Source organism: Parabacteroides gordonii MS-1 = DSM 23371 (genome assembly GCF_000969825.1).
In the GTDB taxonomy this organism is placed as follows: Bacteria; Bacteroidota; Bacteroidia; order Bacteroidales; family Tannerellaceae; genus Parabacteroides; species Parabacteroides gordonii.
This window is the reverse complement of sequence record NZ_KQ033920.1, coordinates 1,627,777-1,642,698: the sequence shown is the minus strand read 5'-3', so window position 1 is coordinate 1,642,698 and position 14,922 is coordinate 1,627,777. Positions and strand designations below refer to the sequence as shown.

Below are 14,922 nucleotides of genomic sequence, written 5' to 3'. Positions count from 1 at the left end.
AAACCAGTAACATATATATATAATGTATAGACAAATAATCCGGTTATTAACAACCGTGCTCCTGCTCATTGCCGCCCTGCATCCCTGCCGGGCACAGTGGGTGGATCCCGATGACGGGCCTGATCTCAATTGGAAAGTCGCCAAGATGGACGGGATGGAATATACTTCGTTGGCAAAAGCCTTTGAAGCGGTAACTGTCGACGGTAAAGAAATAACGCTGCTGATCGGGATCATTCAGGATGTTGCTTCCGCTCTCGACGTGAAGTTTACTACAAGTCTTATTCTTGAAAACTACATGTTGACGTGCGCCTCGGGCACGGAGTTAAAGATTGCCGACGGTAAGACGTTGGTTGTAAAAAAGGGAACTCTTTCCGGTTCTTTCATCCTGGAGGGGAGCGGAAATCTGTTTGCGGGAACCGATGTCCGGATGACGGGGGTAGGTGTAATCGCCGGTACGCCCCGGCAAAATCTGTACCGGGTACTGGTGGAGTTACCGGGTAATGAGGCGGAGGGTGCGGTTAGCGGGGTGACTTACGGGAATACCCGTGTGACCCGCTATGCACGGCAGGGTAAATACCTGTGTCTCTGGTTGCCGCATAGCATGGCAGCATTGCGGACTACCTTTACATATACTCCCACCGGAAGTGCAACATCGCAGATATATGCCACCGCTCCGGTGACGGTTACCCAACATGCGGAGAATGCCGCAAGCAGCGAAAAGTCGGATGACGTGGTTGCAAATGTGGCGGAAGTGACTCAAGGGAGCCCGGCGACAACCACTACCCACCTGACTCTGGAGGGAGCTTTTAATGTTTTGACGGCAGAGGGAACGATCCGGTTGCTGGCTAACACTTCACTGAAAGAGAAGGTTCAAACGGTTGCTGATACGGAGTTCTCTCTGAACAACTGGGAATTGACGGCTTCGGCTTCCGCAGGCTTCACGGTAGATGCCGGTAAGCGGTTACGCGTAAAAAGCGGCAGCCTGGCCGGAAGCTTTACTGTTGAAGGCGATGTGGTGGCCGACCGTACGGTGCAGTTGACGGCTGCTGTGATGAAAGCCGGTAAGCAGGTTTACCGTACTCGCCTGGTGCTACCCGACGGAACCATCGATGGCACTCCGTTGACTTATACCTATGGAGCCGATACGGATGTGCTGGCAAAGGCATTGATAGAGGGGGCAACTCCGGTAGCCTATCTCTGGTTGCCAGCCCATGTGGCTTCCCGCTTTTCCCTGACCATCGGCGGGACGAATCTTCTGAAGGATAATGTTGTTATACAGGCAAACCATGATAACAATATCGACTTGCACACAGGTGATAGCGAAGTTGTACTTTATTCGGCTACCGAGACACCGGGTACCGATACCGGGACTTTTTATGCCACTTTTCATGAGGGATTGGAAGCTGCCGGAAAGATGGACGGCAGCCAGTTGTGGTTGCAGCGTGATGTTTCCCTGAGCGGTGAGACCGATCATAGCCATAAAGGTGATGCGAATGTGAAGACCGAATTGCATCTGGATGGCCATACCTTGACCGGCGAGAACTGTATGCTCGATGCGTCGGAACCGGGTGCTTGTCTGAGCATCTGTGATGCCGATCGCGGGACCGGACGCATTACGGGTACGTTCCGTATCAAAGGAAATATTTATATCGGTAAAGATGTGGCAGCCGCAAATATCGGTATGGTGTTGAGTGAAAGTAAAATGCAGCTTTATCGCGTATTGGTTACTCTGAATACGACTGCCGACGTGGATGGGCCGGCAACTTATAGCCTGGGTACGGCTGCCGATGTTGCCTGCTATATAAAAGATAAAGTGGCTTGTCTTTGGTTGCCTGCCAGTGTGCAACCGGAGACACTGACATTGGTTGCCGATGGCAATTCTTATACTGCCGGCGGTGTGCAGGTGATTGTCTCGCATGGTAATACAGTCGTTGTCAATGAGCCGGCCGTGGTTGCACGAATCGGTACGACGCCTTATACTTCCCTTGCCGCTGCCTTTGCTGCTGCTACGGATGGGGATGAAATCGTGTTGCAGCAAAGTACGAAGCTGGCGACATCGGTGACGATAGCCGATGGCACAGAACTGAAATTGGATCTGGAGGATTATACACTTGAAATGCCGGCAGCTACCGGTTTCACAACGACAGGAACTGGCACGCTCGATATATACAGCAGTACGGAAAAGGGAAGCCTGTCGGGTAATTTCAGTGTAACTGCCGGTGTTTGTGTGGAAAGTTCCGTCTCTTTGCCGGGTATGGTTACACTGAGTAATCAGACTGTATATCGTACGGCATTTTTCTTACCGGCAGGTGCGAACAACGGAACCTGGAGCTATTATGCCCAAAGCGGTACGCTTTTCTTTCCGGGTAAAACAAATACAACCGGACAGGCGGTAGCCTATGGTTGGTTGGAGGTGGAGGGAGGTACGCACGATCTGACAGCAACCTTGACGGGGACTGTCGGCAAGACTTGCACGCTGACTGATATTCTGATACAGGCAACCCACAACAACCGGTTCGATATGGAAGCCGGTAGCAATGTGGCAAAGGTCGGTTCGCAATACTATCCGTCGTTTGCTTCTGCGCTGGCTGCGGTACAGACGGTCGGAGGAGGAACGATCCAGTTGGTGGCAGACCAGGCATTACGGGGAGTGCAGAAAATAAATGAAAATGTAGTGGTCGATATGAATGGTAAACGTTTGTCGGCGACTGCCGATGCTGCATTCGATGTGTCTGCCGCTGCAACATTGATGATCAACGACCAGGGAGGAACTGCCGATAAAGGGTTTCTTTATGGCACGCTTCTGTTGAATGGTCGGGTCTATATTTCCGAAGAAGTGAAACTGAGTGGTACGATTGTTCGCGATGGAAAAGAGGTGTATCGCCTGACGGTGGAAGGCTTGCCTTCTGCCGCTTCGTTGGATGAAGTGGTGTGTGAGCGGGTTGCCGGCGGTGAACAACAGAAGGTACTGCTATACGAAGGCGGTGCTTGTCTGTGGCTTCCGGCTATAACCGTAGAGGAAGACCTGCAGTTGACGGTGAACGGAGAAGTCTATGAAACGACACTGATTCCCTCTCTGCCTGACCATAATACCAACCAAAAGGCTTACCGTTTGGTGAGTATCGATGCGGATGCTATCTGGACGGATGCGACGAATAAAGATTGCAACGTGGTAGTAGCTCCCGGGAAGACCCTGATTATTGAAGCCGGCAGCGACTTGAATACACTCCATCGGCTTACGTTGGGTAACGGTTCGCAATTGAAATGTGATGATCCGGTAGTGGCAACGGCAGGGATTGTTTATCATCGTACCTTTGCAGTAGAAGAGAGGTGGGAGGGCTTTTCGTTACCTTATGAGCCGCGCAGTATTACTGCAATAATAGATGGCCGCCCGGTGGCTCTCTCTCCTTATCTGATCTCAGGTACGGGTGGACACTTTTGGCTGCGAACCCTTGCCGGCGACGACTCGTTCCAATATGTCGTCGAAGAGCGGGTGGAGGCAAACAAAGGCTATATCATTGCCGTGCCGGAAGGACTAACCACCCATAGCGATCCTGATATGGCCGTTTTGTTTGTTTCTCCCCCCAACCAGTTTCTGAACCGTCATCCACTTGCTCCGGAGAAACCTGCACAGAGCGAATACCGGCAACAGTCGACCGGTGTACTTTATACCCATACGCTGGATCTTCCTTTCTATCAGCTCAATGGAGTAGGAACGGAATATGAACGGCAGATGGCTTCGACCGGCAGCACGATGGAGGTACCGCCCTTCAGCAGCTATCTGTTGACCGACGACCAGACGGTGGCAACGCATGCTACGCTGCGTATGGCAGGCCTGCCGACCGGCAATGAAAAACCTGTACCGGTAGCCGACTGCCTGCGTATAAGCGGAGGAAAGGGATGCGTATGGATAACAACCGCGACGGAAACGCTTATCCGTGTCTGTACGCTCGACGGCCGGCTGCACCGGGTTGAGAGCGTGCCGGTGGGAACGACCCGGTTGCCATTGGCTGCCGGACTGTATATCGTCGACCGGACAAAGATTTATGTAACAGAATAATAACATCAAGTATAATATATTATAATGAAACAATATATCCGACATATAGTCTTGTTGTGCCTGCTGCTTCTTTCAGTAGGTACCCGGGCACAAGAGGTGGTAGGCCCCGACGGTCCCGACGGCCCGTCTACCGGGGAAAAGACGATAACAGTGACACAGGTCACAGGGGGAACCATTTCTCCCACTGGGGATACCGACGGGAAAGTGACCGTCAAGGGGGGAACCGACCGGGCTTTTACCATTGCTGCGGCCTCCGGGTATGAAATAGGTAGCATTCTGGTAGACGGGACTCCGCTGACCGATGCGGTTATCGCGGGAAGTACTTCCTATACGTATACATTTATAAATATAACGGCAAATCATACATTGACAGCCGCTTTCACTCCGGTCCGTTTCGACCTGACGGCTTCGGCCGGAAAAGGGGGAAGCATCGTTCCGACTTTTGCGCAGGTTCCCAAAGGAGGGAGCCAGGCGTTTACCATTACACCGGATGTGGGGTATGAGATTGCCGATATTAAGCTGGACGGAACTTCGCAGGGAACGGCTTCGCCTTTCGTCCTTACCGGGGTTATTGCGAACCATACGATAGTGGTCGAATTCAAAGGTATTGATTGCCTGGTGGAATGGGATGCAATAGAGCATGGTACGCTGACGGTAAAAAAGAAAGAAAACGGAGGTACTTCCGATGTTGGACAAGGCGGTATCGTCCCGTATGGAACTGAATTGGAAATGACCGTTACCCCGGATGAAGGCTACCGGCTTTCTGCCTTGACCGTCAACGGGGCGTTGCTGAAGGGGAATAGCTTCATTGTTGACGGCGATGTAAAGTTGAAAGCTGTCATAGAAAAGATCGTTTGTGTTGTTACCGTGAAAAGTCCGGACGGCGGTAAGCTGACGGTTACAAATGGACAGACGGCACTGTTGCCTGGTACGCACCGGTTGGAATACGGCACACGGCTGGAACTCTCAGAAGAAGCGGCTACCGGACATGAGTTTACAGCCTATACAGTCGAACCTTCGGATGTGCTTTCCGGTACGACGGTGACAGTAAAGAAGGATATCTCCATTGGAGCGGCGTTTGCTGTCGAACAATTTACCGTTACAGTGACCGCCCCGGATGTTTCGATAGGTACGTTGACCATAAACGGGACAGCGGCGGCAACGGCTTCTTATGATTACGGTACGGTCTTGACTTTGGGTAATACGGCTACCGCAGGAAAACTTTTCGAGGCGTACGAAGTGGATCCGGCTTCCGCCTTGTCGGGAAACAAGCTGGCGGTAACCGGTGATGTTTCATTGGGTATCCGTTTTAAAGATGCCGCAGAAGAGCCGGACGGCCCTTATACAATAACGTATGCTGCTCCGCTGATCGTGAAAGAGGGGAACAACACAGTTCCCAGCGGTAGTGAGGTGGCAAAGGGAACAATGTTGACGTTGCTGGTAGCCAATACCAATACGCAACGGCTGGTCTCACTCACGGCCAACGGCAATCCGGTGGATTTTCTTACTGCCGGAGGTATGAATACGGCTGTCTATGAAGTGAACGGTCAGGTTACTTTTGCACAGGGACTGGAACAGAATACATTCCCCATTGTCGTTCGGGCACCGGAAGGGGGTGTGCTCGAAGCATCGATAGATGGAAATGCGGTGGTTTCGGGTGAACGGTATCTTTACGGGACGGTGGTTGTGGTGAAAGCTACGCCGAACGAAGGATATAGCCTGACACGTATAATGGCCGGAGGGCAGGATATAACCGTCAGTCGCAACGTGAGCTTGACGGAAGATCTGGTGTTGAGCGCTTCATTCGATAAAGATGGGGAGATCGGTACGAACCCCGATCCTGAAAATCCGGATCCGGATGCTCGGCTGGGTATCGACCTCGATCCTCAGGAGGTGGTTTATAATCGTGATATGCACTCTTTTGTAGTGCGTACACTTCCCGGTGGCATAACCGATGACATCTTGGTTTCCTATTATCAGAACGGCCGGGTGGCTGTTCCGCGTGATGCCGGTGTGTATGATGTTAAATTGAATCGTCCGGCGGATGAACGTTTTACTGCTTTTGAACAACTGATAAAGGGAGGTTTGACTATTCGCCGTGCCACCCCTCAGATTACTAAAATAGATTATCAAGAAGAGCAAGTGGCGGGGCCGCTTGCCAATACGACGGCAACGCTGGACGGAGGATCGGCTATCTGGCTATCGAAAAAAGTAGATGGTTTTTTTTCCTGGAGTAATCCTGCGGCAACGGATAAGAAGGTGACGGTAACAGTCTCCGGCTATCAGGATATCCTCTTTATCCCGGTCGACCGGAAGAACTATAATGTGGCTACCGGGAAAGTCTATTTGCAGGTGGCTGGCAAACCGGGAGTGAGTCGTAAGGTGACACTGACTACTGAAGGTCGGGGAAAGGCACAATTATATAACGGCGATCTGCTTTGCCCTGAGGGGACTGTCTTTTATGATGGTATGGCTTTGACTCTGAAGGCGAATGCCGATGCCGGATATCGATTCAATGGTTTTGATATTAATGGAACGCTTTACAATAGTAATCCGTATACTTTGCCAATAGCAACTGATCTGGCCGTTGTTGCTCGTTTTGAGAAGAAGAAGGATCCTGCTTCACCTGATGCTGGATTACAGGTGAAGATCACTCCGCCGGTATCGTTGGTGTATGATGGCAGATCGAAACAGGTATCGGTATCGTCTACTCCGGCAGTAAGAGGTTGGCAGGTAGAATATCGGGATAAAAACGATAAAGCAGTCATCCCGACAGATGCAGGGAGTTATCAGGTTATTGTCAGTCGCAAAGAAGACGATACCTGGCTGGCTTATCAGGCTGTTTCTTCATTGACTATAGAGAAAGCGACACCGAAAATCGTGACATCTCCGATGGTAGGTATGTTGGTTGCCGGAGCGATGTTGGAAGATGCCGTACTGGAAGGAGGTTTGGCTGAAGCTGACGGATTCGGGACAGTGCCGGGGTATTTCGTATGGAATGCCCCTAAAACAGTAGTAACCGGAAATTCAGAATATCCGGTTCGGTTTACTTCATCCGATGCGGAGAATTTCTTTCCGGTAATGACGAATGTAGCTGTCGAAATATTGCCGAAACCGCAACCGGTCGTTATCACGTATGGACAATCGGCAGGTGGAACACTTGTTGTGAGATCGGATGATAATGGGGAAACGCTTGCTTCCGGAAGTATTGTTACTTCCGGTACAAAAATACGTATCGAGGCAAAAGCCAATACATATTTCCGTTTTGAGAAGTTATCGATCGGCGGGACTGATTATACTGTGGAAGCATTGGCCAACCAAGGGGTGGTAGTCAGGGAAATGTATACCTCTGCCCGGATAGAGGCTCTGTTTGTCCGGACATCTTATCCTCCCGGTCCCGACCCTGATCCTGAACCGAACCCCGATCCTGATCCCGAACCCGGTAATCCGGGCATTCCGGATATTCCCAATCCGGGACCAAGCAAATTTACTGTCTGGGTACGCAGTACAGGACTGGGAACGGTTACGCCGGGTACGACTGTTGTACAAAAGGGTGGAAGCTTGAACTTTGAAATTAGCCCGGGGCATAGCCAGCAGTTGGCGGATGTACGTGTGAATGGAAACAGTGTAGGAACTGTTACGCGATATAATCTGAGGAATATTCAATGTAACATGACTGTTGAGGTTGTCTTCTGCAATGTCGGTATACCTGTCTATACGCTGAAATCCCGGATGGTAGGTAAAGGTGGTTTTGTTACCCCTTGCTGTGTACGTGTGCCGGAGGGCAGTAATCATCAGTTTATTATTCATACGGAGAAGAATGGTGTGCTGGAAAAAGTGGAAGTGGGTACGGAGAAAGAACTGAAGCCGATTGGTGTCCCCGGCAGCTATTTGTTTCGTGAGGTGAAAACCGACTCGTTGTTAGTTGCGACTTTCAGTATTCCTACAGACCTCGAAATAATAACTGTAGATGGCAAGGCCCGATTGTATAGCGTCGGTAGTTGTTTGTATATCCATCCTGTTACGGCTCATTCTGTTTTGAGGATATACCGTATGAACGGGCAGTTACTGCAAGAATTAAAGTTGTCGGGCGACAGAGCGATCAGTTTTCTCCCGAATGGTGTTTATCTGGCAGAGTTGTATGAAGATGGACGGTATGTTCGGCGGAAAGTTTCTATCTACAGATAGTTAGCATAAAAAGGAAAGGGATGTCGTTGAAACGAACATCCCTTCTTTATGCGATTAAGATTCTTTTCTGGGTCTTCCGCGGCGGTTACCATTATTGGAGTTCCTTCCGGAGCGTTGGTATCCGGATTTCTTACCTCCTGTGTTTCCCTCTTTACGTGGACGTCCGCGTCCGCGACGCATATTGCCGTACTTTTCAGGTTCGTATAGTGGAGCTTCCCCGAACTTCGGGTCGATGGGTATCTTATATACTTCCTTTTCCAGAAAATTCTCGATGCGTTTGAACTGGGCTTGTTCTTCCAGGCTGATAAAGGTGATAGCCAATCCTTCGCCTCCGGTTCCGCGGGCGGTACGGCCGATACGGTGTACATAATCTTCCGGGTCGTGAGGTATGTCGAAGTTGACAACCAGTTTGATGTCGTTGATGTCGATGCCGCGTGATACGACATCCGTTGCTACCAGTATATCGATGCGTCCGTTTTTGAATTCCTTCATTACTTCCTCGCGCTGCGTCTGCTCCAGGTCGGAATGCATGGCGGCTACGTTGAACTTCATCCGTTTCAGGGTAGAGGCAAGTTCCTTCACCTTCATCTTGGAGGATGAGAATATAATGACACGTTGCGGACGGCTTTGCTGGAACAGGTCTTCCAGTATCTTGATCTTTTGCGGGTCGTAGCATATATAAGCAGTCTGCATGATCGACTCGGGGGGACGGGAGATGGCGATTTTGACTTCTTCGGGATCTTTGAGGATGGTTTTTGCTAATGTCCGTATTTTGGGGGGCATGGTAGCGGAGAACATGATTGTCTGACAGTAATCAGGCAGTTGCTTATACACCTGCATAATGTCGTCGTAAAATCCCATGTCCAGCATACGGTCGGCTTCATCGAGAACAAAGAAAGATACTTTCGAAAGATCGACCGAACCCAGTTTGATATGCGATAACAAACGTCCAGGGGTGGCGATCACGATGTCGGCCCCCATTTCCATACCTCGTTTCTGTTGTTCCCACGCAATACCGTCGGTTCCGCCATATACGGCAACGGCCGATACCGGCACGAAATAGGTAAATCCTTCGATCTGCTGGTCGATCTGTTGGGCTAATTCGCGGGTAGGAGCCATAATGATCGCATTAATGGCATTGTCAGGATGATTACCTTTGCTTAACTCGTTAATCAACGGCAATACGTAAGCAGCGGTTTTCCCCGTACCGGTCTGCGCACAAGCAATGATATCTTTCCCTTCTAAAATAACCGGAATCGTTAATTCCTGTACAGGAGTAGTTTCCTGAAAATTCATAGCATCGAGGCCATCCAATACAGCCTCCTCTAAATCCAATTCGTCAAATCTCATCTTCTATCATTAAATTCACCGTAAAGGTAAATATTATTTGTCAATTTCTATAACAGAAGGTAGTACTCTTGTTATAAATACGCTTTTTTTTATTGCAGGCGTTGATTTATCGTCTGCTTTCTGGTTAAGTATAATAAAAATAAATATCTTTATGCCCGATTTTGATAAAAAGAGCAAGTGATATGGGGATTAATGATGGTCTTGACGATCTTCCGTCAGAGTTAACTTTAAAGGAACAGGGTAGTATTCGCGAACTATTGAATACTATTCTGGATCATTTACCTTTAGGGGTATTTGTAAAGGATGCAAGTAATAATTTCAATTATCTTTATTGGAATAAGTTCATGGAAGATATTACGGGAATTAATGCTTCCCTGATAGAAGGACATGATGATTCCGATGTGAATTACGATACTTTGTTGTCTGCCGAGATACGTTGTGAGATCGACCGCGAAGTGATCGATACCGGAAAGACGGTAGAGTTTCACGGAAAGGTGCAGACTCCGGCAGGTGAAATCAAAGATATCGAAGTCACAAAATTCCCGATATCCTTGAGCAATGGGAAAACCCTTTTGCTTGCTTTCTGGCGTGATATAACTGCAAAGAACGCAATAGAAAATGCGTTTAAAAGAGCGCAGACCCTGACAAAACTGGCCTTGCAGTCGAGCGATATACATACTTGCTCCATATTCGTTAATCCGGACAGTACGGATGAATACGCGGATACAAGAATACTCTTGAATGGTAATGAAGGCCATCGTGATATACAGGAAGCGATATCCTGGCCGGAGTATATAAGTAATGTGCATCCCGAAGATCAGGAGAACTATTGGGATCTTTTGCGTAAGATGTGTTCCGGTAAAATGTCGGAAGTAAAGTTTGAAGTCCGGGTAAAATATAACGGAAATACAGATTATCACTGGCGTGAAGCGTCTGCATATGTGTATGAACGTGACGAAAAGGGACGTCCTTCGGTTATCCTGGGTTGTTCGATCAATATACAGGATCGTAAAGGGCAGGCACTCTCTCTGGAAGAAGCCCGTGCGAAGGCGGAGGTAGCCGATAAAATGAAATCGAAGTACCTGGCGGACATGAGCCACGAGATCCGTACCCCGCTGAATGCTATTACCGGTTTTTCAGAAATGATGGCGTTTGCGGATACAGATGAAGAACGGATGTCGTATTATGAGATCATCAAGGCGAACAACCTCTTGCTTATGCAGTTGATCAACGATATTCTCGATCTGTCGAAGATCGAAGCGGATGCTATAAAGATCAGTTACGTCCCGGTCGATCTGAATGAAATGATGGATATAACTTATGCTTCCGTAAAACCCCGTATGCCGAAAGGTGTGGTATTAAAACTGGAAAAAGGGCTGGACAAATGTACGTTCGGCACAGACCAGATCCGTTTGTTGCAGCTTATCAATAACCTGATTAACAATGCGATCAAGAATACGAAAGAGGGAAGTATCACGATGGGATATAAAGCGCTGGAAGACGGCCGCCTGAAATTTTATGTGAAAGATACCGGTATGGGGATTGCGGAAGATAAATTGCAGAGCTTGTTTAACCGCTTCGTAAAGATCAATGACTACGTGGAAGGTATCGGACTCGGTCTTGCCATCTGTAACGGACTGGTTACTAAAATGGGCGGTTCGATCCATGTGGAGTCTAAGTTGGGCGAAGGTTCCACCTTCTCGTTTATTCTGCCCTCACACGATTGAGTAATTACTTATTCCCATAATAGCGCTTGTATATTTGCTTATACAAGCCGCTTTCCTTTATTTGTGAAAGCCAGCTGTTCAGGCTGTCCAGCAGGATAGGGGAGTCTTTACGGACTGCCCATGACTGAAGTTGCGTGAAACTGATATCGGTATCGATATCTATTTCGGGCAGATTCTCTTTGGATATCTTGGCTATCTGCAGGTCGCATACGGCGTAGTCGATATCTCCCTTGGCAACCATAATAGCCAGTTGTTCGCTGGAATAAAGCTCATCTTCCTCGACATAAATCGTGTCGCCTATCTCATGTGCCAGGTTTTGCAGACGCAGTCTGGCCGGTGAGTCTTTGGGTATATATAAGGTCTTTTGTGCCAGATCCAACTGGTTACGGATCGGTTGGATACCATTATTCGCTTCTTCCGTGCGTTGTACCAGTACCTGTTTGTTGAGAACGATCGGTTCGGTAAACAAATAGTTCTCTTTTATATCGCTGGTGATAGGAATGTTGCGTGCAATCACATCGCATGTATTGTCGGACAACTCCCGGAAACTTTCGGCAAGGCTCATTTCCAGATGGGTCTGCACTTCCAGCCCGGACAGTTTGGCAATAGCCTGGCTCAGTTCGTACTGGAAACCTTCGATCGTATCTCCGGCCACATAATATCCTGACTGGTTGTATTCCGTCACGATGCGCAGGATGCCCTCTTTCTTTATTTCAGGATAGTCTCTGGGAAGAACCGGTTTTTCTTTGTTGAACTGAAACAACTGAAACATGGCAACCAGGACGACTGCCAGCAAGATCATATAGACCACCAGTAACTTCCGCGATTTCATACTGTATTAATTATTGAATGTAACGGCAATACCCATCTTCAACACCATCGGGTTCAGCGGGTAATGTGACAGCGAGAAATAGTTCGGCTCAACAAATTTACTACTCAAGTTGTAAGCCATAATGAAGAAGCGAGCCTGTTTCAGGTGGAAATTCACGTAGGCATTGATCAGGGGATAATTACCTACTTTCACTTCGTCCTGAACCTGGAATTGCTGGGTAGCCGGTTCGTAGTAAGGAGCATAATACGCTGTATTGTAATATACGTTGGCTCCGATCTGTACGGTCAATACTTTTGCTACTTTGGCAGCCAGATACATATTGGAGTAAGCACTGAACTTAGGAAGAGGCAGCACCTCGTTATCGCTACTCATCTGCCAGCACACCTCGTTTTCCCAACCGAAAGCGCGATAACGGAAGTTCTGTTTAAGGCGGGCACTTACCACCTGCAGATTACTTCCGTGTTGTTCGGGCATTCCCGTTTTATTGAAGAAGATATAATTCTGAATGCTTTCCACTCCGGCCGACAAGTTCGTTCCGGTCGATTCGAGGTCGATTTCTCCACCCGCATATATCTGTTGTATCTTTTTAAAATCGTCATTGTCCCACCAGAAGTAACGGGAGTGGTTATGACGTATATAAAAGGCAGGTGTTACGTTTTTGATATAAGCGTTCGCCCTGATCGTTGCATCTTTCTTGAATAGCTTGAAACGGGTTTGTAGATTACCGGTAGCGCGGAATTCTCCGACATCGCTACCAATAAGGCAGAGCTCGCCACGGGCATTATAGGTCAGGATGCTTCCCATGCGTTTAGACAGTTCCGCTCCGATATAGGTGGAAAACTCGTCGTATATCTTGTCTTTCGGCAGGCTGCTAAGGTCGAAATTATCGACCGTGAAATGGGGGCCTCTGCCATATTCTCCATAACGTAATCCTTCTATCTTGGGCTCCAGTTTGAACCGGCGCTTTTCTAAAGTAAGGAAGGCAGTCAGTCCGAATTTTGCCCAGTCCTGAAATCCTTCCCGGAGAGAAAGCCCGATCGTGTTTTTTAAATTCCATGAAGAGGTCAGGTCGTTCAGTGTCGCTCCCAGTCCGTAGATGCGGGGGAAACTTTGGTTACCGTCCTTGACTACATAAGCGGAGTCGAGCAGTGAACTATGGGAAATGAAACGACGGCGGTTGTCTTCGTAATCGATTGTATGAATGATACTGGATACGGGTACGAATACTTCCTGCACGTTTCCTTCTTCGTCGGCTTCTTCCAGTTCGCGGGTAAATCCGAGATTATAGCGTTGAGTAAGGAAATATCGTTTGCCGCGCACACGGTTCCAGGCGCTTGCCTGATAACGGACATCGTACGATTTGGTATCGGAAGGACGTCCTTCCGGGAAATATTCGTCCGGATGGTTGATCGTCGAGTCGTTCGCCATACCGCCGTTCTCATAATTCACGAAGTTGAAGTTGCTCAGGTAAGCATGCATTTCGTAACGGTCGGTCTGGTAACTACCGAAGAGACGGTAGCTTAACAGTTTATCCCCGTTATCTTTATAATGTCCCCGTCCGTATATGTAGTCAAGGTCGCCACCCACGTTGATCTTCTTGCCGAAGTTCATGGTCATCGTACCTTTCAGCTGTTCTTCCTTGTTGGTACTACCGCCGGCGGTGGTGTACATAATATTGGTATAAGGGATTTTTGTGTTGTAGAAATAGGCATTCTCCGGTGTCGTGATGTAGTAATCGTATGCATCGGCGAAGATGAAGTCGCGGGCCTCTTTCCGTTCGGAAAAGATCTTTGTCTGTGCAGGAGATCCCAGATTGGCCAGGTATCCTACGGCTAACGATTTACTTTCGACCAGCGTTGTATTACCGAAGTTCAGCTTATTGGTATCCAGTGGAGCCACGTAGGGTTCACCCAGGAGCGGCGTAAGACGGTAAGCGACGAGACGCTTGGAATTCAGCGTGGTGCTGTCTGCAACCAGTAAACTGTCCGGTATCTCTTTCTGTGATGAAGAAAGATTTGACAGAGAGAAGCCACCGCGTTGTCCTCTTCCTCCCCGTTGATCTGCCTTGCCGGCTCCTCGTTGAGCCAGAACGGTTGTGGCAGATACTATCAGCAACAATAATATGTATAAGCAATGCTTCATGGGTTGCAAAGATAAAACAAAAGGGCGTTCCTGCGAAAGAAACGCCCCTCTTTATATTCTTTTTGCAAGATTACATTTTCTGTATGATCTCCATACCTTTCTTTATGGCAGCTTCGTTCATCGGGATCAGCTTGTGATGGCGTTCGGGCAAAGACTTCTTTAACCCCAACAGTACATTTTCAAGTTTTACCATCGGAACAATTTTTAATAAACCGCCCAGGATAAGCATGTTGAATGCTTTCTCATTCTTCATTTCGGTAGCAGCATCCATTGCATCCACACGGTAAACGCCAATGTCGGTACGCTTAACCGGTGTATGTATTCCATATCCGTCGTAGATCAGGATACCGCCCGGTTTCACCTTGCTTTCGAACTTATCCATCGAAGGTTGGTTCAGAATGATGGCTATATCGTATTCATTCAGGATCGGAGAGCTGATCGGGTCGTCGCTCAGGATAACGGTTACGTTGGCTGTACCGCCCCGTTGTTCGGGGCCGTATGAAGGCATCCAGCTGACTTCCTTACCTTCCATCAGTCCGGAATAAGCAAGTATCTTACCCATCGACAGAACGCCTTGTCCGCCAAAGCCTGCTATAATAATTTCTTGTTTCATGTCGTTCTTG

General features: G+C 48.6%; 7 protein-coding genes. 3 read left to right on the top strand and 4 right to left on the bottom strand.

The genetic code is table 11. The features are described from left to right. Window positions 1-22 precede the first annotated feature (22 nt). Window positions 23-4,060: a hypothetical protein gene (locus HMPREF1536_RS23680; protein WP_028727276.1), complete on the top strand. Its 4,038-nt coding sequence runs from the start codon at window positions 23-25 to the stop codon at window positions 4,058-4,060. 24 nt (window positions 4,061-4,084) lie between these two features. Next, window positions 4,085-8,248, top strand: coding sequence for an InlB B-repeat-containing protein (locus HMPREF1536_RS23675; RefSeq protein WP_150115645.1), 4,164 nt, complete (start codon window positions 4,085-4,087; stop codon window positions 8,246-8,248). Window positions 8,249-8,302: 54 nt separating this feature from the next. Here HMPREF1536_RS23675 and HMPREF1536_RS23670 read toward each other — a convergent pair whose 3' ends face one another. Next, window positions 8,303-9,598: a DEAD/DEAH box helicase gene (locus HMPREF1536_RS23670; protein WP_028727278.1), complete on the bottom strand. Its 1,296-nt coding sequence runs from the start codon at window positions 9,596-9,598 to the stop codon at window positions 8,303-8,305. Window positions 9,599-9,780: 182 nt separating this feature from the next. Between HMPREF1536_RS23670 and HMPREF1536_RS23665 the strand changes: the two genes are divergently transcribed. Further along, on the top strand, window positions 9,781-11,325 hold the full coding sequence (locus tag HMPREF1536_RS23665; protein ID WP_028727279.1) for a PAS domain-containing sensor histidine kinase: 1,545 nt from the start codon (window positions 9,781-9,783) through the stop codon (window positions 11,323-11,325). A 4-nt stretch (window positions 11,326-11,329) separates the two neighbouring features. On the opposite strand, the gene HMPREF1536_RS23660 is transcribed toward HMPREF1536_RS23665, so the two are convergent. The 3 genes from HMPREF1536_RS23660 to HMPREF1536_RS23650 form a co-directional block, all read right to left on the bottom strand. Next, a complete protein-coding gene (locus HMPREF1536_RS23660; protein WP_028727280.1) occupies window positions 11,330-12,157 on the bottom strand; it encodes a transporter substrate-binding domain-containing protein in 828 nt (275 codons plus the stop codon). A 6-nt stretch (window positions 12,158-12,163) separates the two neighbouring features. Beyond that, window positions 12,164-14,299: a putative porin gene (locus HMPREF1536_RS23655; RefSeq protein WP_028727281.1), complete on the bottom strand. Its 2,136-nt coding sequence runs from the start codon at window positions 14,297-14,299 to the stop codon at window positions 12,164-12,166. A 70-nt stretch (window positions 14,300-14,369) separates the two neighbouring features. Beyond that, window positions 14,370-14,912: a 2-oxoacid:ferredoxin oxidoreductase subunit gamma family protein gene (locus HMPREF1536_RS23650; RefSeq protein WP_028727282.1), complete on the bottom strand. Its 543-nt coding sequence runs from the start codon at window positions 14,910-14,912 to the stop codon at window positions 14,370-14,372. Between the last annotated feature and the right edge of the window lie 10 nt (window positions 14,913-14,922).

Excerpts from the sequence above, each read along its gene's own strand:
- HMPREF1536_RS23680 (WP_028727276.1), top strand. The coding sequence starts at position 23 with ATGTATAGACAAATAATCCGGTTATTAACAACCGTGCTCCTGCTCATT.
- HMPREF1536_RS23675 (WP_150115645.1), top strand. The coding sequence starts at position 4,085 with ATGAAACAATATATCCGACATATAGTCTTGTTGTGCCTGCTGCTTCTT.
- HMPREF1536_RS23670 (WP_028727278.1), bottom strand. The coding sequence starts at position 9,598 with ATGAGATTTGACGAATTGGATTTAGAGGAGGCTGTATTGGATGGCCTC.
- HMPREF1536_RS23665 (WP_028727279.1), top strand. The coding sequence starts at position 9,781 with ATGGGGATTAATGATGGTCTTGACGATCTTCCGTCAGAGTTAACTTTA.
- HMPREF1536_RS23660 (WP_028727280.1), bottom strand. The coding sequence starts at position 12,157 with ATGAAATCGCGGAAGTTACTGGTGGTCTATATGATCTTGCTGGCAGTC.
- HMPREF1536_RS23655 (WP_028727281.1), bottom strand. The coding sequence starts at position 14,299 with ATGAAGCATTGCTTATACATATTATTGTTGCTGATAGTATCTGCCACA.
- HMPREF1536_RS23650 (WP_028727282.1), bottom strand. The coding sequence starts at position 14,912 with ATGAAACAAGAAATTATTATAGCAGGCTTTGGCGGACAAGGCGTTCTG.